Raw genomic sequence first — 21,732 nt, 5'->3', positions numbered from 1 at the left:
CCGAGACCCCGCCACGATATCGTCTGCCCCGCGCCTCTCAGGCGCCGACCAGTTCCGCCAGTCGCGCGCTGTCCACCGCGGGCGCACACAAATACCCTTGGTAGAGATCGCACCCCTCCGCGATCACACGATCGAGCTGCTCCCGGGTCTCCACCCCCTCGGCCACCACCGACAGCCCCAGCGACCGCGCCATCCCGATCACCCCGCGCACCACGATCCGCTCGCGCGGCGAGCTCACCATCTGCTGCGTCATCCGCTTGTCGAGCTTCAGCACGTCGAGCGGCAGCGCGTTGAGATAGGCGAGGCTCGAATAGCCCGTCCCGAAATCGTCGATCGCGATCAGGCAGCCGGCCGCGCGCAGCCTTTCCAGCGCCTCGGCCGCCGATTCGAGCGATTCGATCAGCCCGCTTTCGGTCACCTCGACCGTCACCCGCTCGGGCGTGACGCCGTGCGCGGCGATCCGTTCCAGCATCGTCGTCCCGAACCCCGACGCCGCCAGATCCTCCGCCGTGACGTTGATCGACAGCTTGAGCCGCGCCAGCGCCCCCGCCCACCCCGCAACGGTGCCGAGCGCGCGGTTCTGGAGATAGCTCGACAGCACCGGCCCCTGCCCCGCCCGCGCCGCCGCCGCGATCAGCGCCTCCGCGCCGATCTCGCCCAGCCGCGGGTGGTGCCAGCGTGCCAGCGCCTCCGCGCCCACGATCTGCCCGGTCGCGCATGCCACCTGCGGCTGGAACAGCACGTCGATCTCATGCTCGGCAAAGGCGCGCGGCAGCTCCTCCGCCAGCGTTGCCAGCGATCGCGAGCGGCGCGGGAACACATCGCGCATCTCCGCGCTGGCATCGGGTGTCTCGCCCAGCGGCTCGATCAGCGCATGGAGCCGCCCGGTACGCGGATCGCGCTGGATGTGCTCGACCACCCGACCGACACCCGGGAGGTCGTGAGCGAAGGTCGCGCTCTCCCGCTGCTCCAGCCGACGCAGCGCCGCCGCGAGCAGCGGCCGATCCTCGCGCACGCGGCGCAGCATATGGCTCACGCCCACATCCGCCGGCGCCTCCAGACTCGCCGCCAGCGCGGGCGAAAGCTGGAGCGAGCGGCGCGCATGATCGTAGCGCCATGCCAGCGGCTCGCTCGGCTGCGTTTCCGTGATCCAGCCGCCGGAGGCGCGCTGCGCGTGGCGCTCGGCGAACCGGATCGCTTCCTGCAGCTCGACGTCGCGCATCGGGCTCACCAGGAAATGCGTCGCCCCCGCCGCCCGGAACTCCGGCAACGCCGCCGCATCATTGTGCGACACGAGCACCAGCAGCGCCCGCCCGTCGGCGGCGACCGCCTCGCCCAGCATCCGCGTCGCGGCGAGCCCCTCGTCGAGCGCACCGCGCGCATCGATCACCGCCACCGCCGCGCCGCTCGCCACCAGCCGCCGCGCCGCGCCTTCGCTCCGTCGCGCCGCCACCGGCCGCCAGCCGCCACGCGTCGCGGCCGCCGCCAGCTCGTCGCGCTGACGAAAGGATAGGATGAACAACGGCTTGCCGTGCGATTCTACCAAGAACACCCCCTAAAGCGCCCCTCCCCTGCCGAGAGGCCGCACCGCTTCTCGCCGAAAGGAATGAAGAAGAACAGGGGTCCGTAAGAAATCTGCCGAGGCTTGTGACCGCGCCAACAAAGTCCTAGCTGCTGGTCATGGCCGCGACCGCGCCCCTGATCGATCGCCACGGCCGCGCGATCTCCTATCTGCGCGTCTCCGTCACCGATCGCTGCGACCTGCGCTGCCGCTACTGCATGGCGGAGCGGATGACCTTCCTGCCGAAGGCGGCGATGATGGAGCTCGACGAGATCGCGACGATCGCCGAGCGCTTCATCGCCCGCGGCGTCCGCAAGATCCGGCTGTCGGGCGGCGAGCCGCTCGTCCGCCGCGGCGTCGCCGGCCTCGCCCGCCGGCTCGGCACGCACATCGGCGCCGGCCTCGACGAGCTCACCCTCACCACCAACGGCACCCGCCTCGCCGATCATGCGGCGGCGCTGTTCGACGCCGGCATACGCCGCGTCAACGTCAGCCTCGACAGCCGCGATCCCGAGACCTTCCGCTACATCACCCGCCGCGGCGACCTCGACCGCGTGCTCGCCGGCATCTTCGCCGCGCGCGACGCCGGGCTCGCGGTCAAGATCAACATGGTCGCGCTCGCCGGTCTCAACGAGCATGAGACCGCGCCGATGCTCGCCTGGTGCGGCGAGCAGGGCTTCGACCTCAGCCTGATCGAGACGATGCCGCTCGGCCAGATCGACGAGGATCGCGCCGACCGTTTCGTCCCCCTCACCCGCGTGTTCGACGCGCTGTCGGCCGAGGTCGAGCTGGTCCGCGACCTCCACCTTAGCGGCGGTCCGGCGCGCTACTGGCGCACGCCCTGGGGCACAAGGCTGGGGTTGATCTCGCCGCTCACCGCCAATTTCTGCGACGGCTGCAACCGCGTGCGGCTCACCACCGAGGGCAAGCTCTACATGTGCCTCGGCCATGACGACCAGGTCGACCTCAAGGCCGCGCTCCGCGTCGGCGGCGTGCTCGCGCTCGACGCCGCGATCGACGCCGCCCTCGCCGCCAAGCCGGCACGCCACGACTTCGTGATCCGCGCCGGCGCCGCGCCGGCCGTCGAGCGCCACATGAACGCCACCGGCGGATGACGCTCGCCAAGCGTGCCCTGCTCGCATCGCCGACGCCGCCCGCCCAGGCCGCGGTGCAGGACTTGTCGCGCGCCTACGATTGGGTGCCGTTCGACGAGGCCGACCTGGTGATCGCGCTCGGCGGCGACGGCTTCATGCTCCAGGTGCTCCACCAGATGCTGGAGGCGCATCGCAGCGTGCCGGTGTTCGGGATGAACCTCGGCACCGTCGGCTTCCTGATGAACGACTGGCGCATCGCCGATCTCGAGCGCCGGCTCGAGCGTGCGCGGCCCTTCAGGGTCTCCCCGCTGACGATGACCGCCCGGACGATCGAGGGCGAGCTGCGCGAGCTTCCTGCCATCAACGAGGTGTCGCTGCTGCGCGAGACCCGTCAGACCGCCAAGCTCGAGGTGACCGTCAACGACCGCGTCGTGCTGCCCGAGCTGGTGTGCGACGGCATCCTCGCGGCGACGCCCGCCGGCTCCACGGCCTACAACCTGTCCGCCAATGGCCCGATCCTTCCGCTGGGTTCGGCGCTGATCGCGCTCACCCCGATCAGCGCCTTCCGCCCCCGCCGCTGGCGCGGCGCGATCCTGCCGGAGAAGGCCCGCATCGGTATCCGCGTGCTGGAGCCCGAGAAGCGCCCGGTCAGCGCCGTCGCCGACCAGCGCGAGGTCCGCGACGTCGCGCAGGTGGATATCGCGATCGATCCGCTGCGCGACCTGACGCTGCTGTTCGACCCCGAACACGCGCTCGATGACCGCATCACGATGGAGCAGTTCATCGCCTGAGCCGGGCCGCGCGCGAGGGGCTTGCAAAGCCGGGAGGCGCTGCTATTAGCCGCGCCTCCAAGCGAGTTCCCCGATAGCTCAGCGGTAGAGCTCTCGACTGTTAATCGAGCGGCCGTTGGTTCGAATCCAACTCGGGGAGCCATCGCCTTTCGTACGCTACGGCGCGCTAGAGCCGCCGAAGCCCGCCGAAAGTACGATACGGACGGAAAATTTTTTGGACTTTCTTGAACTTCTGTTCGGCGCTGTCTCCGAGTCAGAAGTGGTCGCTACGGTGCCTCCCGCCGCGCTTCCTTGTCACCAAAGAGGCTGCGCGCTTCCTGGCGCTTTCGGCTCGAACTCTCGAGAAACATCGGGCCCATGGACTGGCCCGGCCAATCGCAAGCTCGGTGGCCGCGTCGGGGCAGAACGGGCAGATCAAGTCGTGCCAGATTTCGACCGTCAGCGCGCCCGTCGTGGTTTGAACCTTGTCCAGCATGGCGGTCCTCACGAGAAAGTGGCGACGATCACGTCGTGCAGCGAACGCGGCTTGCGGCCAGTGATCAGCTCAAAATGGCCGGTGACGATGTCGTAGGCGTACCCGGCCAGGCCCTTCTTGATCTGGACGACCATGTCCACGATCGGCCCGGGAAGACCCGCTTGCGCCATGCCGCCACGAAACTGGTCCTCCGTCAGGACCGCGAAGCCGAGCGGCTTGCCGGTGACCTCGGCGACGATCGCCGCTTTCTCCGCGCCGGTGAGGCGCTCGGGCCCGGTGATGTCGTAGATCGCGCCCCCATGGCCGCCGCTGACCAGCACGGCGGCGGCGGCGGCCGCCAAGTCCTCGCGCGCCACATAGCCGACCGATTCCTCGCCGAGCCCGATCAGCGCGCCGCTGGCGATCAGCATCTGCGCCTCCTGGACGACGACCTCCGCGTAGAGGTTCATGCGCAGGATGGTCCAGCTTGCCGCAGCGCGGATCAGGTGCTGCTCGGCGACCCAGAAATCGACGTACATGGACGGCGCGGCGAGGTCCTTCGTACCCGCGTTCGACACCAGAACGATGTGCTTCACGCCCGCTTCGACGGCGGCGTCGATCGCCGTCACGAACTGCTTCGCCCGCGCGCCGGGCTCGACATCGACGCTCGGAATGAGGACGACGGCGTCGAGACCCTGATAGGCCAATGCAAGGCTGGCCGGCTGATCATAGTCGCCGAACCGGCCTTCCGCCCGGGCCTGGATGTTTTCCGGGCTGCGCGAGATGCCGACAACGCCGTGGCCGGCGTGGCTGGCGATCAGATCCTGAACGATTGCTTTGCCGAGCTGACCGCTCGCTCCGCTGACTCCAACTTGCATCGCCGTGACCTTCAAGAACAAAATGTTTGTCACGAACTTAATGTTCTTGAAGAGGGTCGCAAGAATGCACAGGATTGATCGTCACGATCATCGATGTTCGTTGGTCGGCCGACGCCGAACGGCGTAGACGAGCAGAGAGGGTTTTCTTATGACCGCCCCGAAAGCCGGGCAGCCGACTCTCGCCGAGCTCGGCGAAGAGGGCCAGGCCGAGTGCCGCGCCATCATCCAAATCCTTGATCGGGTCGGCGACAAATGGGCGATCATGGTGATCGGCGCGCTGGCCAACGGGCCGGTACGCTTCAACGCCATGTTGCGCGCCATCATCGGGATTTCGCACCGAATGCTGACCCTCACACTCCGCGGGCTTCAGCGCGACGGACTGATCGTTCGCCGGGCTTTCCCGACGATCCCGCCGAAGGTCGAATATGAGCTGACGCCGCTGGGGCGCTCGCTCATCGATCCTCTCTGGAATCTGGTCGGTTGGGTCCAGGCCAACAAGGTAGCGATCGAGACGGCGCGAGCCGAGTTCGACTCCCAAAAGGAGGACTGACTGTGAACACGACATCGCAAACCGAGATCGTGCAATACGAGGTCGCCGGACTGGAGATCGACCGCGACATGATCCGATCGCTGGCGAAGAGGCTCGCGAAAGAAGGGCCAGACGCCAACCACATCAGAGCGAGGATCAAAGAGCTTCTCGAGAGCAAAGGCGGCATCGTCGCCGCCCTGCTGCGATCGCCGCTGGTCGGGGCAGACCTCAGCTGGGCGTGTAGCCATCCGGTTCGGCTCCTCTGATCACCTAGAGCCAAGATACGTCAGACCTTCATCCCTCGTGCTAAGGGCACCGTCGACAGCCAAGCCAGGCTGTCGGCCGGGGTGTCGCGCAAAAATCTTTGTCCGGAACTTTGCCATCCTCCGTCTTCATCAAGACGCCGTTCAAGGCGTGTTCGCCGACTTGGGGCAACACGACGCGGACAGCGTTTCCTTGACCTGCGCGTGTCGCCTTGCACCGGTGCCGGAATAGCGGCGAAGATCCGGCTGCACAGCAAGCGCATCGATACGTTGCGATAGACACACGATTTCACCGATCCAAGCCCGGCTCTCAGAACGACTCCGCGACGCGGCGATAAGTTCGCGCCGATATCAACCAAGACAAGTGAGGCTATACTTCCAGAAATATCATCTCTGGAAGTGAGCGAGTGCGTAGCATGAATTTGCCTTGATTATACAATAGGAGATTTTATGAGAAATCAATTTAATCTCGACATCCCACCCATTCGTTGCCTATCCATCGCGGCTTTCGGAGCCCTTATGATACTGCAGCCGAAGCCGGCGCAGGCGCAGGGCTGGCCGGCCCCGGTCGCGCCGCTGCCGGAACTGGCGACTGCGCTTGACAAGCGGTTTCAGCCGGCGATCGACTTCGACACCGACGTCTGCTTCAATGTTCCGGCAGTCGACGCTTCAGGCGCGATCAGTGCGGCCGCGTCGACCTATGCCACTCGCCCGCCGGCATCGTGTCGCAACGCCAATTACCTGCGGACGAGCAACGTCTATTCGCGTGCCCGTTGCAACAACGGCTATTGCGCCCGTGTCTACAGCTATTTCTGGCAGTCGGATTTCTCGCACGCCTATGATTGGGAATCCATCATCGTGTGGACGACTGACCAAGGCACGAACAGCACCGTAGTCGGCGTCACGCGCGGCAACCATGGCGGATGGGACACCCGCGCCACGAGCGGTGGCCAGCTTCGCTTCCTGACCGATTCCACCGGCCAGCACGTCAAGTTGGTTTTCCACTACGAGACCTGGGGCTTCTCCCATCTGTGGCGCTTTTCCAAGACCGACAACGGCGACGAGCCGCCCGAGAACGGCACCGGCCTGTGGGTGATCCAGCCGCTGGTGAGCTGGAATGGTTATCCGTCGCTCAGCGTGCGGGATGCGGTATCGAACTATAACTTCAGCGGCGCGAATTTCGACAACAAGGATGCCCGCTTCTCGGGCGTGCTGGCGGCCGCGCTCAATACCAGCATCACGCCGGGATTCGATCCGAATCTCGACTCGGGTGCCAATTCACCGGGCTGCCCCGCCGGCTCGACCATCTGCTGATCGACTCCCGCCCGCGCCGCCATCGTCGGCGGCGCGGGCTCCGACAGGCTGCGTCCGGCAGATCGGCCGACCTGTCCCGCTTTTGCTACCGGAGCGCCCATGCGAAAGGATCGAGTGGCTTTAAAACGCGTGTCGACGCCGGGATGCGTGGTTCTGGCCCTCGCGGTCGCGGCGGCCGGGATCTGGTGGTTGATCCAGTCGAGTGCCGAAAGCGGCGAAAAACCAGCGGCCGAAGGCATCGTAATCGCAGAATCGCCGGCGGCGGACAGCTCCCCGCCACCCGCGGCCACAATGCCGGCGCGTGCCGCCAACCTGCCGGCGTTACCGCATCAGCTTATCGCACATGTCCGCCGGACCTATCCGCTGCTCACGGACGTCGATTTCAGCTGCGACTCCGCCGGATGCGCGGTCACGGCAACGATACCGCCGCCGACCGGAGACGAATTCTTGCAGAAGCGGCAAGAGATGCTGCTCGGTGGTCTTGCAAAGGTGGTCGAGGCAGACGGCTACAGGGTGGTCGGTCCGGTCCAGATGGACGAGATCGACGACAATCTGTTCCATATCCGGGCCCCGCTAGTGCAGGCGGACGAGCGAGCCATGTGAGCGGCTCGGGCGTACGACATCCGCCGGCGCCTTCGCCGCCTTTCAAGATGAGTTGCGAGCTGACTGCCTCCGGCAAACCCGCCGCCCCGGCATTCACCGGGACGGCGGCTCCGAAATCAGAATTCGGCGCTGACCCCGAAGGTGAAGGTACGCCCGCTGGTGGTGTAGACTACCCGGCGCGCGATTTCGCCGCCGGCGAACTGCTCGATCGGCTCATTCGTCAGGTTGATGCCTTCGGCGATCAGCCGGATGCCCGGTGTCAGATTGAAGTGCGCCTGGAAGTCGATGTTGTGGGTGGCGGCGATATAGTCGCCGACATTCCCGATCGTGCCGACGCCCGTATAATATTTGCTGCGATAGGCATCGGAGACGCGCACGCCCCAATCCTTGTCCTCGTAATAGAGCGTCGCGTTGGCGGCCCACTTGGACAGGTTGAAAAGCGGCAGCCGGACAAAGGTGGTGCCGACCTTCGCCTGCTGGTGTCCGTCGAACCAGGTGCCGTTGGCGACCACGCCGAGATGGTCGAACGGTGCCGGCAGGAAGGTGAAGTCGTGCTGGAACGCGACTTCGATCCCCTTGATGTCCGCGCCAGGGCCGTTGATCGGCTGGCTGACGTCATAGGGCGTGTTCGCGTCCTGGCCCTGGATCAGCAGGGACAGCGGCAGGCCGGTCAGGCCATAGGGGATCGTCGTCGTGGTCGGCGAGATGAAGCTGTCCATCTTCTTGTAGAAGACGCCGATCGACGCGAAGCCGGTGCGGTCCATATACCATTCGACCGATCCCTCGAGCGACGTGGCCTTGTAGGGCCTGAGGAACGGGTTGCCGAGGCTCAGGCTGCCGCCGTTCGGGCGCGTGGTGATCGAGCCCGCCGCCGCGAGATCGCCCAACGCCGGACGATTGACGTTGCGGCTGGCGCTGACGCGCACCACCAGGTTCCTGGTCACGTCCAGCGCGACGTTGGCCGCGGGAAGCCATCCGTGGCTGTTCGTGTCGATCGAGACGGGTACGAAGCCCGCCCCCGTGGCGAGGTGGCCCGACGAGTTGAGGTCGGTCGAATAGTAGCGAACGCCCGCATTGGCGCGCAGCCGCATCTCGCCGAGATCGGCGTCCAGCGCGAGTTGCGCGAAGCCGTTCCAGGTCTTCTCGTCGACGCGATAGTCGCTGCCGGCCTGGAGATTGGCGCTGGTCAGGTCCCGACTGTCCCCGACATAGTCGTAGACGGCGTCGACATTGCCGACCACGTACTGGATCAGCGTGTCGGGACCGACGAGCTGCTTCATGCCGTTCGGCAAGACGATGTTCGCGGGCACGTTGTGGAACACCTTGTTCGCCCAGGTGTAGCCGCTGTTGGTGAAATGCTTGTAGGCGCCGCCCGCCTTGAAAATCAGCCCGTCGCCGAGATCGTAGGTCGCGCTGAGCTTGCCGTTGCTATAGCGGTTGGTGATCGCATTCTCCTGCACGTCCAGGCGCTGGACGGTCCAGAGATCCGGATCGGTGAGATCGACGCCGTAGGTGTTGACCGGGATGCGCGGGCGCGTGTCATAGCTGAAAGCCATGTTCTTGGCTTCCATGAACACCTTGTCGAACACCGGCTGGGCGAAATCGGATTCCTCATAGCCGGCGAGCGCGTCGATCGTCAGCCGCTCGCTAACCTTCCAGCTCAGATTGGCGACCGCCTGGTAGAAGTCGGTATGGTTCTCGACGATATGATGCTCTGAACGCTGGTCGATGCCGGTGAAGCTGGCCGCGCGCAGCGTGTTGGTATCATCGATCACGGCGCTGTGGATCACCTGGGCGCCGTTGACCGTGGCGCCGGTAAGCGCGTTGCTGCCCGCGCTCGCGATCGCATAATCGTCGCGATGGTCCCACAGGCGACCGTACAGCAAGTCCACGTCGAGCTTGAAATTGTCGCCCGGGTGATACTGGACCGACGACGTGATGCCGAGCCGCCTGCGATCGGTGTACCAGGTCGAAGGCGACTGGGCGGTCGGCTGGAACACCCCGGCGAGCAGCTTGTCGCGCGTCGCCGCGTCGATCTCCGGGCCGATATTGGCGGCGCCGTATTTGGTCAGGCCCCAGCCCCAGTTGCGATAGCCATATTCGTTGTTCTTGATCCGGCTGTAGGCGACGGAAACGAGCGCGCCGAAATCGCCCGAGCGGGTCGAGGCGAGACCGACGATGCGCGGCGTGACGCCGCTCGTATTGGTGTTGGTCTGTCCCTTGGCCGAGACGACGAATTTCGTGCCATCATAATCGAACGGCTTGGCGCTGTAGAGCTGGACAGTGCCCGCGATACCCCCCTCGTCCTGCTCGGCGGCGAACGACTTCTGCACCGCGACCCGATTGAACAGCTCCGACGCGAACAGGCTGTAGTCGAACGAGCGCGAGCGGCTCACCGCGCCGCGGTTGTCCATGCCCGACGCGGTGTTGCCCATCACTTCCATGCCATTGAGCTGGGTGCGGGTGAAATCCGGGCCGAGGCCGCGCAGCGTGATCTGCCGGCCTTCGCCGGTGTCGCGCGTGATCGTGACGCCGGGGATGCGCTGCAGCGCCTCGGCCAGGTTGAGGTCGGGAAAGGCGGCGATGTCGGACGCGACGATATCGTCCTCGGCGCCCACCGCCTTGCGCTTCAGATCCTGCGCGGCGGTGAGGCTCTCGCGATAGCCGGTCACGACGATCTCGGGCTCGTCCGCGGCCTGGACCGCTTCAGGCTCGGCCGGTGGCGCCGTCCGTACGGCCGGCGCGGCGCCGACGACGCGGGCAATGCGGCGCGGTGCGGCCACGGCGCGCGCAGGGGTGAGCACGACGACCCCGCCGCTCAGCGAGGCGGTGAGGTTCGTGCCGCGCAACAGCCGATCGAGGGCAGCGCGCGCCGTAAGCGCACCTCTTACCCCGCCGGTGCGGCGACCGGCCACTGCGTCGGGTGCGACGACGACCTGCAGCCCGGTGACCTGCGAGAATTGCGAGATGGCGCTGCGCAAGTCCGATGCGCCGATGTCGAAGCGCATCTGTGCGCCCATTGCGACGTCGGCGCTGCGCGCCTGAGCCAAGGCCGGCATGGCGAGCGTGATGGCCATTGCCATAAGTGAGATTCCCCTAATGCGTTCCATGACGTTCCTCCGCTCAGGCGCGACGTGCGCCCCCGGGAGGTGGACGGGGATTGCTTGGCTTCCGGACAAAAGTTTTTTTGCAGCGCGGCGTCACTGACCTGACGTTTGCGTGCCGGCACCGGCACCAGCAACGAGGTGCAGCTCCCTCCCCTCGCGGACGACCTGGAAATCATAAGCCGCGCCCACCGCGCCGAGCAATTGCTGTGGGTTATCGAGCCGGAAGCGCCCGGAAATAGCGATCGGCGCGAGCGCCTCGGGCGGTGGCGCGATCCACAGGCCGCCGCGGCGATTCAGCGCGTCGACCAGTTCGGCGAGCCGCATATTGTCGGTATCGAGCCATCCCTGGCGCCAATCCTGCTGCGCCGCATCGAACCGCGTCGGCGCGCGCGCTCTGCCGTCGGCGAAGCGAGTGCGCCAGCCGGCCTCGATCGTCACCGCTTTGTCGTCGGCACCGTCGGCGAGGTCACCGCCGAAGCGGACCTTGCCGCGGTAGACAGCGATACGCACGACGCCGCTCACGACGTCGATGTCGAATGCGGTACCGAGCACGCGCGTCGCCGAACCTCCGGCATAGACGGTAAAGGGCCGGTCGGGCCGATGGGCGACGTCGAAATAGGCTTCGCCGCGCTGCATCGCGACGCTGCGGCTTCCGGCACCGAGCGTCACGTCAAGGCTGGTGTCTCCATTCAGGTGGAGCCTTGAGCCGTCGGCGAGTTCGACGGCCAGCTGCTGGCCGCGCGCGGTCTCGTAATGGAGCGGCGCCGGTGCGGTCGGGCGGTACAATCCGGTTTGCCAGCCGCCGATGCCGAGCAGGGCGATCAGCGCGAGCGCGCCGCCGGCGCCGATCGCCCGACGCCGATCAGCTCGCATGGCCTGAATATCGCCGTCCGAGAGCCGGGGCAACTGGCCCATCGCGTCGGCAAGCGCGGGATCATCGAGCATCTCTTGGATATCCGCCGCGGCGGCGGGCGGGGCCTCGCCGAGCACGGCCTCATCCTCGCGCATCGCCCAGCGCGCGGCCTCCCGAAGCGCAGCGCGCCGGTTCGCGTGCCGGCTCATCGCGCGGCTCCCGGCGGCAGGCCGCGCCGTTCCAGCGCCGCGCGAAGATCGGCCACGGCACGGGTGCAATGCTTCTCCACGGCGGCGAGGCTCATCTCGAGATCGCTCGCAATGGTGGCGCCGGCGACACCATCGAGCCGGCGGCGCAGGAACACCTCCCGCCGAAGCGGCGGCATCACGCGCAGCGCCGCGACCAAGATATCGACGCGCTGCCGGTAATCGAGCACTTCCTCGGCACGCGGCAGCGGACAGACGATGTCCTCGACGAGCTCGGCGCGCGCCGGCATCGTACGATGCCGGCGGAAATGATCGAACACCAGATTGCGCGCCACCGCGAAGCAAAAGGCGCCGACATCGGCAACTCCACGGGTGCGGCGATAATCATAGAGGCGGACATAGGTCTCCTGGACGATGTCCTCGCCCTCGTCGCGGTCACGCAGCCGCCCCTGGACGAAGCGGTGGAGCGCGGCTCGCAGCGCCACTTCTTCGGCCGCGGCGTGGCGGCGCGCGGCGATGGCGGCCAATTCGTTCATCGTGCCGCCTCTCCGAAAGGAAGCCGGTCAGGCTGCCGCACCGCCGCCGTCATGCTGTTTCCCTAAGCCGAGAATCGCCCTTTATGCTTGACCGCTAGGCGGACTCCATGAAGCTCCCATGACAGCCGCGGCGTAGGGAGCAGCCGTTGCGGGTCGGATGCGCTATGGGCCAGATCACCGAGATGGAAATGGACCACCCCCGTTCCGGAGTCCGTCGAACCCCGACTCGCATACATCACATAATTCGGTTCGAGTTCGCTCTCTCGAACTGCTTGCGCTAGAAAGCGCGGTCTCCATCTATCCGGCGTGAGCCCGGCGGACCGGATGATTCCCAGTCGGTGGGCGAACGGATGGGGCGACAGCCTCTGATCTCTGCCCCCGCCTTTACAGCATCAACGATTTGCGAGTGTTATGAGCTTTTCCGATCTACCGTCCGTCCTCGGCGTAGCACTCACCGAGCGAGGCTATGTTGACCCCACACCTGTGCAGGCCGCCGTTCTTGAGCCGGAAACCGCACGGCGCGACTTGATCGTCTCGGCGCAGACCGGGTCGGGCAAGACGGTCGCCTTCGGACTGGCGATGGCCGTTGAGCTGTTGGGCGAGGATGGACGCGTGCCGCCCGTCATAACGCCGCTCGCCCTGGTCATCGCACCGACGCGCGAGCTCGCACTGCAAGTGAGCCGCGAGCTGAGCTGGCTCTACGACAGGGCCGGTGCGCGCGTCGCGACCTGCGTCGGCGGCATGGATGCGTCGAAGGAACGGCGGGTGCTGCGTGCGGGTGCGCAGATCGTCGTCGGTACGCCGGGCCGGCTGCGCGATCATCTCGAACGAGGCGCGCTCGACCTTTCCGCCCTGCGCGTCGCCGTGCTCGACGAGGCCGACGAGATGCTCGACATGGGCTTTCGCGAGGACCTGGAGGAAATCCTCGACGCGACGCCCGATGGCCGGCGCACCTTGCTGTTCTCGGCGACGATGCCGCGGCCGATCGTCGCGCTGGCGAAACGCTACCAGCGCGATGCGCTACGGATCTCGACCGTGGGCGACGCTGCCGGCCATGGCGACATCGCCTATCAGGCGGTAACCGTCTCGCCGGCCGAGATCGAACATGCCGTCGTCAACCTGCTGCGCTTTCACGAAGCCGAGACGGCGATGCTGTTCTGCGCGACGCGCGACAATGTCCGGCGGCTGCATTCGGTCCTGCAGGAGCGCGGATTCACAGCGGTGGCGCTTTCGGGTGAACACTCGCAGTCCGAACGCAACCACGCGCTTCAGGCGCTGCGCGACCGGCGGGCGCGGGTGTGCGTCGCCACCGACGTCGCAGCTCGCGGCATCGATCTGCCGAGCCTGAGCCTGGTGATCCATGTCGAGATTCCACGCGACGCAGAGACGCTCCAGCATCGGTCGGGCCGTACCGGCCGCGCCGGCAAGAAGGGGACGGCGATCCTGGTCGTACCCTATCCGCAGCGCCGGCGGGTCGAGTCGATGCTGCGCGGCGCCCGGATCCACGCCGAATGGATCGATGCGCCCACGCCCGAGGCGATCCGGGCGCAGGATCGCGAGCGGCTGTTGGCCGCGCTGCTCCAGCCCATCGAGGTCGACGAGGAGGATCGCGCATTGGCCGCGCTGCTGATGGCCGAACGCCCGCCCGAGGATATCGCCGCCGCGCTGGTCCGGGCCCACCGTACCGCGCTGCCCGAACCCGAGGAGCTCATCGAGAACACGCCCGAGGCGCGGCACGCAGCGCAACGCGAGCGGCACCGGCCGGGTTTCGAGGACATCGTCTGGTTCCGCATGGACATCGGCCGGCGGCAGAATGCCGACCCCCGCTGGATATTGCCGCTGCTGTGCCGGCGCGGACATATCACCAAGAACGAGATCGGCGCGATCCGGATCGGCGCCAACGAGACCCATTTCCAGGTGCCCCGCGCGGTCGCGGCGAAGTTCAGCACGGCGCTCGCGCGGACCGCCGCGTCGGAAGGCGATGAGCAGAGCGTGCGGATCGAACCCTCGGAAGCCGCGCCGAGCGCGGCGCGCGATCCTCGCCATTCGGAAATGCCGCGTCGGGCCCGGCCGTACGGCGCGGAGCCGACGAAGCCTCGTCGCGGCGGCAGACCGAACATGCCCGGGCGAAGAAACCGCAGCCGATGAGCGAAGCCGCGCGCATTCTCGTCGATGCCGACGCTTGCCCGGTGAAGGAGGAGATATACCGGGTCGCGTGGCGCCACGAAGTGCCGGTGATCATCGTCAGCAACAGCCACCTGCGCGTGCCGGCTCATCCGCTGATCGAGCGCGTGGTCGTGAGCGAGGGATTCGACGCGGCCGACGACTGGATCGCCGATACGTCCGGCCCGGCCTCCATCGTCGTGACGGCGGACATCCTGCTCGCCGATCGTTGCCTGAAGCAGGGCGCAACGGTCCTGGCACCTAACGGGAAACCCTTCACCACCGGTTCGATCGGCGGCGCGATTGCCCACCGCGCGATCATGGCGGACCTGCGCGCCGGTGGCGACCAGCTGGGCGGCCCGCCTCCCTTCTCGAGGAGCGACCGCTCGAACTTTCTCCAAGCGCTGGACGCTGTGCTGGTGCGAATGCGCAGATAAGCCGTGTCCGACACCGAACCGTTCGGTTTCTCGCGCCGAGGATGAGCAGCCCCGCGGCGCTCGCGATCATCGACGGGAGCGCATAGGCGATCCTGATCGCCAAGCCCTGCATATCGGGATCTCCACCCGTTGCCAATGGCTCGCTCGCGGCAGCCACCACCGAGAGCGCAAGCCAGGCGCCGCCGCCCATCGCGAGCTTGAGCGTGATGTTGCTGACCGAATAGCAGCTGGCGCCATTGCGCAAACCAGTGGCGGCCGTCGCGCGGGCCACCTCGGCGACCATCGCACGGAGCAGCATGAAGTCCACGCCCGCGAACAGTCCGCGCAGGAGCAGGTAGGGAATCACGGCGGCCACCGTACCCGCCGGCAGCAACAGGGCGAACGGCGCCACCGCGATCTGCCCGGCATAGGCGAACATCAGCAGGCGCCGGCTGCTCACGCAGCCGCCCAACCTGCTCCATAGCGGCAGCGCCGCCAGCATCATCGACGACTGCACGAGCAGCAACGTGCTTCCCCAGCGCTCGAGCTTCAGCGCGCCTTCGATGAAGAACAGGAACGTCGCGGCGCTGGCGGACTCTGCGAGCCCGGCGAACAGATAAAGCAGCAGGATCGGCCGCAGCGCCGGATCGCGCGCAATGCCGGCGAACAGCCGCAGCGGGTTGGCGAGCTCCGCCGCGCGGGTGCGGGGCAGCCGCGGCTCACCGACATGACGCACGACCAGGAACACCGCCAGCGGGCACAGCAGCAGCAGGATCACGCCCAGCGCCGCCACCTGGCCCTGCCGCCCGACACCGAAGCCGCGCTCGAGCGCGGCGGGCAGCAGCACGACGGCGATCATGCCGGCGACCGCGAACCAGGTCTTGGCGCCCATCACCCGCAGTCGCTCGGCCGGATCGCGCGCGATCTCGAGCGCCCACCCGCCATGCGGCGTGACGAGCATCATATAGCCGAGGTGGAGGAGCAGGCAGGCTGCGGCGAGAAAGCCCAGGCTCGTCCATGGCCAGACGAAGAACACGCCCAATGCCCCGAGCATCACCAGCGGCACGCTCGCCACCAGCCAGGGACGGCGGTTGCCGTGACGCGTCGGGAAGCGGTCGCTTGCCCAGGCGATCGCCGGGTCGATCACGCTGTCGAACAGGCGCGCCGCCATCAGCAGCGCGCCCGCCGTGCCGAGCGACAGCCCGAGGCCGGTCGCGAAGAAGCTCGGCAGGTAGACCCGCCACGCCGTCTCGATCGTCGCCACGATCACCATCGGCAGCGAGAAGATGGCAAGCCTGGCCAGGCTCAGCCGCTCCGGCGAATCGGCGCGCACTTCGGGTTCCCTTCGCGGTCGTGGTGCACCGCAGCGATGACGAACGCGTGACGTGCGTCAGGGGGAAGCTCAGGGTCGAAGCCGGGCCTCAGCCGCCGTCGAGCCGGGCGAGCAGCGCAGTGAAATCGCCGCTGGACGCGCCGTCGGTCAGCGTCCGACCGCCGCAGAGATGCGCGCGGCTGCGTCCCGAAAGCAGGGCCGAGAAGATCGCGGCGTCGATCGGCGCGATCGGCCGGTCGCGTCCCATCAGCGCCTGGAAATAGCGCCCGGACGTCCGCCCGCGCAGATAGCGCAGCTGCGCCGCGAACGCCTGAAAGGCCGGATCGCGCGCGCAGGCGGTCAGCAGCTCGTCGGCGCCCAGCATGTCCTCGCGCGCCGGAAAGCCGACCTCGATGCGCGCAAGCGCCTCCTCGCGTCCGATATCGGGCATGGCCGCCAGTTCGCTCGTCGATTGAGGCACCATGCGGCGATAGATCGCTTCGAAGGCGGCGTGGAGCAGGTCGGCGCTCGTCCGGAACTTGTAGGAGACCATGCCGAGCGTCACCCCGGCCTCCGCCGCCACGGCACGGTGCGTGAGCGCGGCGACGCCGCGCCGGGCGATCGTCGCGGCGGCCGCCGAAGCGATCGCGTCCGCCACCGGATCATCCGGCGCCGGCGGCGTGATGAGGGCCGTCGCATCGCGGCGCGCAAGCTCGAACCAGACTGCCGGCGCAGCCAGGCGGCCTTCCAGCCAGCCGGCCCAGCCATGGCACAGCTCGCTGAGCGCGGCGCGATCGAGCGGACGCCGCCAGCGCAGCAGATGCAGCGCGCTCGCGCCCTCGAACATCCAGGTCGTGTCCGTCGCCATCTCGGGAATCCCGAGGCCCGCGCAGACCTCCTGCCAGAAGCCGAGCCAGAGCGTGTGCCATTTGCCGCAGGATGCGACATGCCGTGCATCGCGCAACGCCATCAGCTCGCTCTCGCGCCACGCGAAGGCCAAGGTCCGCCGGGTCTCGCACCAGTCGTCGATCAGCGCGGCGAGCAGCGGACCCATCGCGGCGGCGCCCCGCGCCTCCCCGCGTATCGCGCCGATCTGGGCTTCGCACCATCGCGCGGCGCGCGCATGGGCTTCGGAGTGCGCCGTCTCCAACAAACGTTCCAGATCGCCAAAGTGGTAGTAGATGGACGAGACCGGAAGGCCGGCGGCTCCAGCCAGAGCGCGTGCGGATATGCCGGCCGCTCCTTCGGATTTCCAAGCTGAAAGTACCGCAGAAACAAGCCTTTGAGGCGATGTGGGGCCCTCATCGTCGACTTGCCGTGGTTTGTTCGGCATCGCATCCTCCGGATTTCCGCACCGATATTCGGCGATCATTGTCTTTGAGACAAGTGTCACAGGAGCGACATACAACCGTTCTAATCGCTCACCGACTCAAGGGGGCGTGGACATGGAACGGACATTTCTGGACGGCTTGCGGACGACGATGCTGGCGGGCGCCGCGATCGGCGGGCTGCTCGTCCCCCTTGCCGCCCATGCCCAGGACGGCGGCGGCGATGCGACAGCAGGCACCCAGGCCGACGCACAAGGCCTGACCGATATCGTCGTGACGGCGGAGAAGCGCGAGACCAACCTACAGAAGACGCCGATCGCGATCTCGGTGCTCGGCGGCGAGGCGCTGGCCGACCGGCACGTGCAAAGCCTGCTCGATCTGCAGGACGGCGCGGTTCCCTCGCTGCGCGTCTCCCCCTCCTTCTCGCGCAACTCGGCGCTCAGCATCGGCATCCGCGGCATCACCGGCGGCGACGCCAACCAGCCGAGCCGCGATGCCGGCATCGGCGTCTATATCGACGGCATCTATCTCGGCCGCTCGCAGGGCCTGGGCATGGCGCTGATGGACATCGAGCGGATCGAGGTGCTGAAAGGCCCGCAGGGCACGCTGTTCGGCCGCAACTCGGTGGGCGGTGCGGTCAGCATCGTCACGCGCAAGCCCTCGGGCGAGTTCCAGCTGCGCCAGACGGTCGGCGTGCGCAACTTCGACGGCTATTCGGCCGAGACGCATCTCGACCTGCCGTCCTTCTCGAACATCAGCCTCAAGTTCGACGGCGTGATCCTGAAGCGCGACGGCACCGTCAAGAACACGCTCCAGGGTGCCGACGGCTTCAACCTGTTCGATCGGCGCGGTGCGCATGTCGCCGCGCTGTGGGAGCCGAGCGCCGATTTCAGCGCGCAGCTCGACGCCGACTACAGTTATGACGCGACCACCTCCTATTACGTCCAGCTGCTGAACAGGAACCCCGCCGCGCCGGCGCTCGCCCCGCTCGTCCAGGTGCAGCCGGACCGCGCCGGCACCGTCGACATCGGCGTGCCCCAGCAGCCGAGCGTCGGCGAGACCTACGGCTTCGGGCTGCACCTCGACTGGCGGGTGGCGGACGGCATCAAGCTGCGTTCGATCACATCCTATCGCGATCTCAAGCAGAACCAGTACGACAATGGCATCGGCGCCCATGCCGGCGTATTCCGGCCTAACGCGGCCTTCAGCCGGTACAGCCTGGCGTCGATGCGGCAGCATCAGTTCAGCCAGGAGTTCCAGCTGATCGGCGATGCCGACCGGCTGCAGTATGTCGCGGGTCTCTATTACTACCACGAGGCGGGCGACGACGACGCCTGGAGCCCCAACACGATGCGGTGGAACGCGGACGGCACGGCGGCGACACCGCTGCCCTCCCTTGCCGCCGGCGCCGCGACTCCCTTCCCCGACCGCGCGAGCACGGCGAAGGCCGACAGCTACGCCGCCTTCGGCCAGGCGACCTGGACCCCGCCGGTGCTCTCGGACATGCTGCGCCTGACCGTCGGCGGCCGGTTCACCCACGACGAGAAGAGCGGCCGCCTCTACAAGGTGAACGGCGCCGACGCGCCCTACAGCTTCACTTTCTCCAAGGATCATTTCGATCCCCAGGTGACGGTCGCGCTCGATCCGAGCGACGATGTCGAGCTCTACGGCAAATGGGGCACCGCCTACCGGGCGGGCGGCGCCAACTCGCGCTCGCTCACCTATCGCGCCTATGGGCCGGAGACGGTCTCGACCTTCGAGGCCGGCCTCAAGACGAGCTTCTGGGACAAGCGCGGGCGCTTCAACGTCGCCGCCTATACGACTCGCTACACCGACATCCAGATCGACTTCCTGGCGCCCAACGCAGGCACCAACCGCACGACCATCGAGACGATGAACGCGCCCGGCCACGGCACGATCAAAGGCATCGAGATCGATGCGTCGCTGGCGCCGCTCCCCGGCCTCACCCTGTCGGCCGCCTATGCCTACACGCATGGCGAGCTGCCCCCCGCCGCCAATCCGTTCCTGGGCGGGGCGCTGCAGACGGTCTACATCACCTCCACGCCCGAACATGCCGGCAGCGGCGCGATCGACTATGCCGTCGCGCTCGGCGGCGACGCGGTGCTGCGCGCCCACCTCGATGCCAACATCGCCGAGGGCTATTATTCCATGGCGGGAGAGCCGACCCTCACCGACAGCGCGTTCATCGTGAACGGCCGGCTCGCGATCGGTGGGATCGATCTCACGCGCGGCGCGAAACTCGAGCTGTCGCTGTGGTCGCGCAACCTGTTCGACGAACAGCACCTCTTCGTCCGCAGCCACTCCGCCTACGCCGCCGGCGGCGACTTCGGGATCTACAACGAACCGCGCACCTTCGGCCTCGACGGCACGCTGCGCTTCTGAGTCAGGGAGAATGGAAGATGCGTAAGACGATCCTCGCGGGCACCTTCGGCGGGCTCGCGGCCCTTGCGTCGCTCGGCATCTCGGCGCTGCACGGGGAAATGCCGGCCCCGAGGCAGGCGCAGGTTCAAGCGCAGTCGAAGCATAGCCGTGCGCTGCCGCTCCAGGGTGGCCAGAATTTCCGGGACCTCGGCGGCTACCGTACCCGCGACGGGCGCACCGTGCGCTGGGGGTTGCTGTACCGCTCGGGCGCGATGAACGGGCTGACCGAGGCGGATTTCGCCTATCTCGACAGGATCGGCATCCGCACGGTCTGCGACTTCCGCAGCACCGACGAGCGCAAGGCGGCCCCCGTGCGCTGGCCAGACGGCAAGGCGCCGAAGGTGTTCGCCGACGATTACAAGCTGGACATGGGCGGGCTCGATTTCCGCGCCGCCAAGAGCTGGAACGGCGATCAGGCACACCGGATGATGGCCTCCCTCTACCCGCGCCTGCTCGAGCAGTTCAACGGCCAGTACCGCCGCATGTTCGAGCAGTTCCTCGCCGGCAATGTGCCGCTGGCGTTCAACTGTTCGGCAGGCAAGGACCGCACCGGCGTCGCCGCGGCGCTGATCCTGACCGCGCTGGACGTGCCGCGCGAGACGGTGATCCAGGACTATCTCCTCAGCAATCGCCACTTCGATCCGCGCCGGGCCGTGACCGCCGACGACAGCGTGTCGCAGGGCTGGAAGCAACTGCCGCCGCCCGTGCTGCAGGCGTTCATGGGCGTCGACCGGAGCTATATCGAGGCCGTGTTCCGTGTGATCGATGCCTATCCCGGCGGTCCCGAGGCCTATCTCCGTGACAAGCTCGGTCTCAGCGGCGCCGATCTCGTCGCCCTCCGCCGACGTTTCACAGAGAAGTAAGGCACGCAGGGCCCCCGGCAACCGGAGGAGGGAATCCGTGCTCTCAAACCAGCATCGACTGCTGCGCGAAGATACCCGCCATCGCGCCGTGCGATGATGCCGTGGTGACCGAGGGCATGAGAGGGTTGGCGAGGTCGCCGGCGGCGTAAATGCCGGGAATGCTGGTTTCGCGGCGCTCGTCGACCTTGAGGACGATGCCGTCGGGCCTATCGACCGTGGCGAGGCCCAGCGTCTCATGCAGGCTTGCGGACGGCTTGTTGCGCGGATGCGCGAACAGGATGTCGACCGCGACATTGGGGCCGGTATCGAGCCTGACGGTGGCGTTATGGCCCCCGCGATGGGCGATCCCGGTGATCCGGCCATCGGCGACAGCTATGTTGCGGCGCGCCAGATCGGCCCGGATATCGGGCGGAATGTCGTGCCCATCGGCGAAGACCGTCAACCTGTCGGTCCAATCGTGGAACAGCCTGACATGATTGTGCGACTGCGGGCCGGACCAGACGAGGCCCCAATGCTGGTCGGCGACTTCAAAGCCGTCGCAATAGGGACAGGGCACGATGGACGTGCCCCAGCCTTCGGCAAAGCCCGGAACATCAGGCATCTGGTCGGCGACGCCATAGCTCAGGATCAGGCGGCGCGCCCTAAGGCTTTCACCATCGGCGGTGAGGGCGGAGAAATCGTCGATGGCGCCGGAGATGCTGTCGGCCCGGGCATTGACCAGCCTGATCGTGGGATAGCGCGCCAGCTGCTGCCGCGCCTCGGCCAGGATGTTCAGCGGCGGCTTGTGATCGTGGCCGAGCAGGCCATGCGAGTGGCCGGCGAAGCGGTTGCGCGGCAGGCCGGTATCGAGAACGGTGACCTTGCGGCGGGCGCGGCCGAGCTGCAGCGCGGCGGCGAGACCGGCAAAGCTGCCGCCGATGATGATGACGTCATCCATGGTGATGGGCTCCGAGTTGTGAATGGAGGAGATTGGGCTGGGGCTGGCACGCAATATCGTCCAGCGATAGACGCTCGGGACG

Annotated in this window: 18 protein-coding genes and 1 tRNA gene; 11 read left to right on the top strand and 8 right to left on the bottom strand. The window is 67.4% G+C overall.

Annotated elements, in window-relative coordinates; genetic code table 11:
- Positions 1 to 37 precede the first annotated feature (37 nt).
- Entirely contained in the window at positions 38 to 1,546 is a 1,509-nt protein-coding gene (locus ACMGER_RS09040) for an EAL domain-containing protein (RefSeq protein ID WP_436811826.1), read from the bottom strand.
- 134 nt (positions 1,547 to 1,680) lie between these two features.
- Here ACMGER_RS09040 and moaA point away from each other — a divergent pair, with 134 nt between their 5' ends.
- The 3 genes from moaA (at position 1,681) to ACMGER_RS09025 (ending at position 3,588) form a co-directional block, all read left to right on the top strand.
- Positions 1,681 to 2,676, top strand: a complete 996-nt coding sequence (gene moaA / locus ACMGER_RS09035) for a GTP 3',8-cyclase MoaA (protein ID WP_436811825.1) — start codon at positions 1,681 to 1,683, stop codon at positions 2,674 to 2,676.
- Positions 2,673 to 3,446 (top strand): NAD kinase, encoded by a 774-nt coding sequence (locus tag ACMGER_RS09030; protein WP_436811824.1) that lies wholly within the window; start codon positions 2,673 to 2,675, stop codon positions 3,444 to 3,446. The genes moaA and ACMGER_RS09030 overlap by 4 nt, the downstream gene beginning before the upstream one ends.
- A 67-nt stretch (positions 3,447 to 3,513) precedes the next feature.
- Positions 3,514 to 3,588 (top strand) — tRNA-Asn (locus ACMGER_RS09025).
- Positions 3,589 to 3,929: 341 nt separating this feature from the next.
- Here ACMGER_RS09025 and ACMGER_RS09015 read toward each other — a convergent pair.
- On the bottom strand, positions 3,930 to 4,778 hold the full coding sequence (locus ACMGER_RS09015; RefSeq protein WP_436811823.1) for an NAD(P)H-binding protein: 849 nt from the start codon (positions 4,776 to 4,778) through the stop codon (positions 3,930 to 3,932).
- Positions 4,779 to 4,926: 148 nt separating this feature from the next.
- On the opposite strand from ACMGER_RS09015, the gene ACMGER_RS09010 reads away from it, so the two are divergent.
- From ACMGER_RS09010 to ACMGER_RS08995, 4 genes are all read left to right on the top strand, one after another.
- Complete coding sequence (locus ACMGER_RS09010) at positions 4,927 to 5,328, top strand: winged helix-turn-helix transcriptional regulator (protein ID WP_436811822.1); 402 nt, start codon at positions 4,927 to 4,929, stop codon at positions 5,326 to 5,328.
- A 2-nt stretch (positions 5,329 to 5,330) separates the two neighbouring features.
- Entirely contained in the window at positions 5,331 to 5,573 is a 243-nt protein-coding gene (locus tag ACMGER_RS09005; protein ID WP_436811821.1) for a hypothetical protein, read from the top strand.
- A gap of 516 nt (positions 5,574 to 6,089) precedes the next feature.
- The gene (locus ACMGER_RS09000) at positions 6,090 to 6,884 is read left to right on the top strand and encodes an NPP1 family protein (protein WP_436811820.1); all 795 of its coding nucleotides are present in this window, start codon (positions 6,090 to 6,092) and stop codon (positions 6,882 to 6,884) included.
- Positions 6,885 to 6,983: 99 nt separating this feature from the next.
- Complete coding sequence (locus ACMGER_RS08995) at positions 6,984 to 7,487, top strand: hypothetical protein (RefSeq protein WP_436811819.1); 504 nt, start codon at positions 6,984 to 6,986, stop codon at positions 7,485 to 7,487.
- A 116-nt stretch (positions 7,488 to 7,603) separates the two neighbouring features.
- On the opposite strand, the gene ACMGER_RS08990 is transcribed toward ACMGER_RS08995, so the two are convergent.
- From ACMGER_RS08990 to ACMGER_RS08980, 3 genes are all read right to left on the bottom strand, one after another.
- A complete protein-coding gene (locus tag ACMGER_RS08990; RefSeq protein ID WP_436811818.1) occupies positions 7,604 to 10,570 on the bottom strand; it encodes a TonB-dependent receptor in 2,967 nt (988 codons plus the stop codon).
- Between the two features lie 117 nt (positions 10,571 to 10,687).
- Positions 10,688 to 11,656: a FecR family protein gene (locus ACMGER_RS08985; RefSeq protein WP_436811817.1), complete on the bottom strand. Its 969-nt coding sequence runs from the start codon at positions 11,654 to 11,656 to the stop codon at positions 10,688 to 10,690.
- Complete coding sequence (locus ACMGER_RS08980) at positions 11,653 to 12,189, bottom strand: RNA polymerase sigma factor (protein WP_436811816.1); 537 nt, start codon at positions 12,187 to 12,189, stop codon at positions 11,653 to 11,655. The genes ACMGER_RS08985 and ACMGER_RS08980 overlap by 4 nt, the downstream gene beginning before the upstream one ends.
- Before the next feature lie 411 nt (positions 12,190 to 12,600).
- On the opposite strand from ACMGER_RS08980, the gene ACMGER_RS08975 reads away from it, so the two are divergent.
- Entirely contained in the window at positions 12,601 to 14,337 is a 1,737-nt protein-coding gene (locus tag ACMGER_RS08975; RefSeq protein ID WP_436811815.1) for a DEAD/DEAH box helicase, read from the top strand.
- A complete protein-coding gene (locus tag ACMGER_RS08970; protein ID WP_436811814.1) occupies positions 14,334 to 14,789 on the top strand; it encodes a YaiI/YqxD family protein in 456 nt (151 codons plus the stop codon). The genes ACMGER_RS08975 and ACMGER_RS08970 overlap by 4 nt, the downstream gene beginning before the upstream one ends.
- Here the strand turns inward: ACMGER_RS08970 and ACMGER_RS08965 are convergent.
- Together ACMGER_RS08965 and ACMGER_RS08960 are read right to left on the bottom strand one after the other, a co-directional pair.
- Positions 14,671 to 16,101: an MFS transporter gene (locus ACMGER_RS08965; protein WP_436811813.1), complete on the bottom strand. Its 1,431-nt coding sequence runs from the start codon at positions 16,099 to 16,101 to the stop codon at positions 14,671 to 14,673. The genes ACMGER_RS08970 and ACMGER_RS08965 overlap by 119 nt on opposite strands.
- A gap of 88 nt (positions 16,102 to 16,189) precedes the next feature.
- Positions 16,190 to 17,230, bottom strand: a complete 1,041-nt coding sequence (locus ACMGER_RS08960) for a TetR/AcrR family transcriptional regulator (protein WP_436811812.1) — start codon at positions 17,228 to 17,230, stop codon at positions 16,190 to 16,192.
- A gap of 295 nt (positions 17,231 to 17,525) precedes the next feature.
- Here ACMGER_RS08960 and ACMGER_RS08955 point away from each other — a divergent pair, with 295 nt between their 5' ends.
- Both ACMGER_RS08955 and ACMGER_RS08950 read left to right on the top strand, forming a co-directional pair.
- Positions 17,526 to 19,811 carry a TonB-dependent receptor gene (locus ACMGER_RS08955; protein ID WP_436811811.1) on the top strand — a complete coding sequence of 762 codons (2,286 nt, stop codon included), beginning with the start codon at positions 17,526 to 17,528 and terminating at the stop codon, positions 19,809 to 19,811.
- 17 nt (positions 19,812 to 19,828) lie between these two features.
- The gene (locus ACMGER_RS08950; protein ID WP_436811810.1) at positions 19,829 to 20,713 is read left to right on the top strand and encodes a tyrosine-protein phosphatase; all 885 of its coding nucleotides are present in this window, start codon (positions 19,829 to 19,831) and stop codon (positions 20,711 to 20,713) included.
- A gap of 43 nt (positions 20,714 to 20,756) precedes the next feature.
- On the opposite strand, the gene ACMGER_RS08945 is transcribed toward ACMGER_RS08950, so the two are convergent.
- The gene (locus ACMGER_RS08945) at positions 20,757 to 21,650 is read right to left on the bottom strand and encodes an NAD(P)/FAD-dependent oxidoreductase (RefSeq protein WP_436811809.1); all 894 of its coding nucleotides are present in this window, start codon (positions 21,648 to 21,650) and stop codon (positions 20,757 to 20,759) included.
- Positions 21,651 to 21,732 lie beyond the last annotated feature (82 nt).

It is taken from the genome of Sphingomonas astragali (genome assembly GCF_051400615.1).
In the GTDB taxonomy this organism is placed as follows: Bacteria; Pseudomonadota; Alphaproteobacteria; order Sphingomonadales; family Sphingomonadaceae; genus Sphingomonas.
The sequence above is the reverse complement of the archived record's forward strand: the minus strand, read 5'-3'. Positions and strand labels throughout refer to the sequence as shown.

Bases quoted from the DNA above. Each gene is read 5' to 3' on its own strand.
- moaA (WP_436811825.1), top strand. From the start codon at position 1,681: ATGGCCGCGACCGCGCCCCTGATCGATCGCCACGGCCGCGCGATCTCC.
- ACMGER_RS09030 (WP_436811824.1), top strand. From the start codon at position 2,673: ATGACGCTCGCCAAGCGTGCCCTGCTCGCATCGCCGACGCCGCCCGCC.
- ACMGER_RS09015 (WP_436811823.1), bottom strand. From the start codon at position 4,778: ATGCAAGTTGGAGTCAGCGGAGCGAGCGGTCAGCTCGGCAAAGCAATC.
- ACMGER_RS09010 (WP_436811822.1), top strand. From the start codon at position 4,927: ATGACCGCCCCGAAAGCCGGGCAGCCGACTCTCGCCGAGCTCGGCGAA.
- ACMGER_RS09000 (WP_436811820.1), top strand. From the start codon at position 6,090: ATGATACTGCAGCCGAAGCCGGCGCAGGCGCAGGGCTGGCCGGCCCCG.
- ACMGER_RS08995 (WP_436811819.1), top strand. From the start codon at position 6,984: ATGCGAAAGGATCGAGTGGCTTTAAAACGCGTGTCGACGCCGGGATGC.
- ACMGER_RS08990 (WP_436811818.1), bottom strand. From the start codon at position 10,570: ATGGCAATGGCCATCACGCTCGCCATGCCGGCCTTGGCTCAGGCGCGC.
- ACMGER_RS08985 (WP_436811817.1), bottom strand. From the start codon at position 11,656: ATGAGCCGGCACGCGAACCGGCGCGCTGCGCTTCGGGAGGCCGCGCGC.
- ACMGER_RS08980 (WP_436811816.1), bottom strand. From the start codon at position 12,189: ATGAACGAATTGGCCGCCATCGCCGCGCGCCGCCACGCCGCGGCCGAA.
- ACMGER_RS08975 (WP_436811815.1), top strand. From the start codon at position 12,601: ATGAGCTTTTCCGATCTACCGTCCGTCCTCGGCGTAGCACTCACCGAG.
- ACMGER_RS08970 (WP_436811814.1), top strand. From the start codon at position 14,334: ATGAGCGAAGCCGCGCGCATTCTCGTCGATGCCGACGCTTGCCCGGTG.
- ACMGER_RS08955 (WP_436811811.1), top strand. From the start codon at position 17,526: ATGGAACGGACATTTCTGGACGGCTTGCGGACGACGATGCTGGCGGGC.
- ACMGER_RS08950 (WP_436811810.1), top strand. From the start codon at position 19,829: ATGCGTAAGACGATCCTCGCGGGCACCTTCGGCGGGCTCGCGGCCCTT.
- ACMGER_RS08945 (WP_436811809.1), bottom strand. From the start codon at position 21,650: ATGGATGACGTCATCATCATCGGCGGCAGCTTTGCCGGTCTCGCCGCC.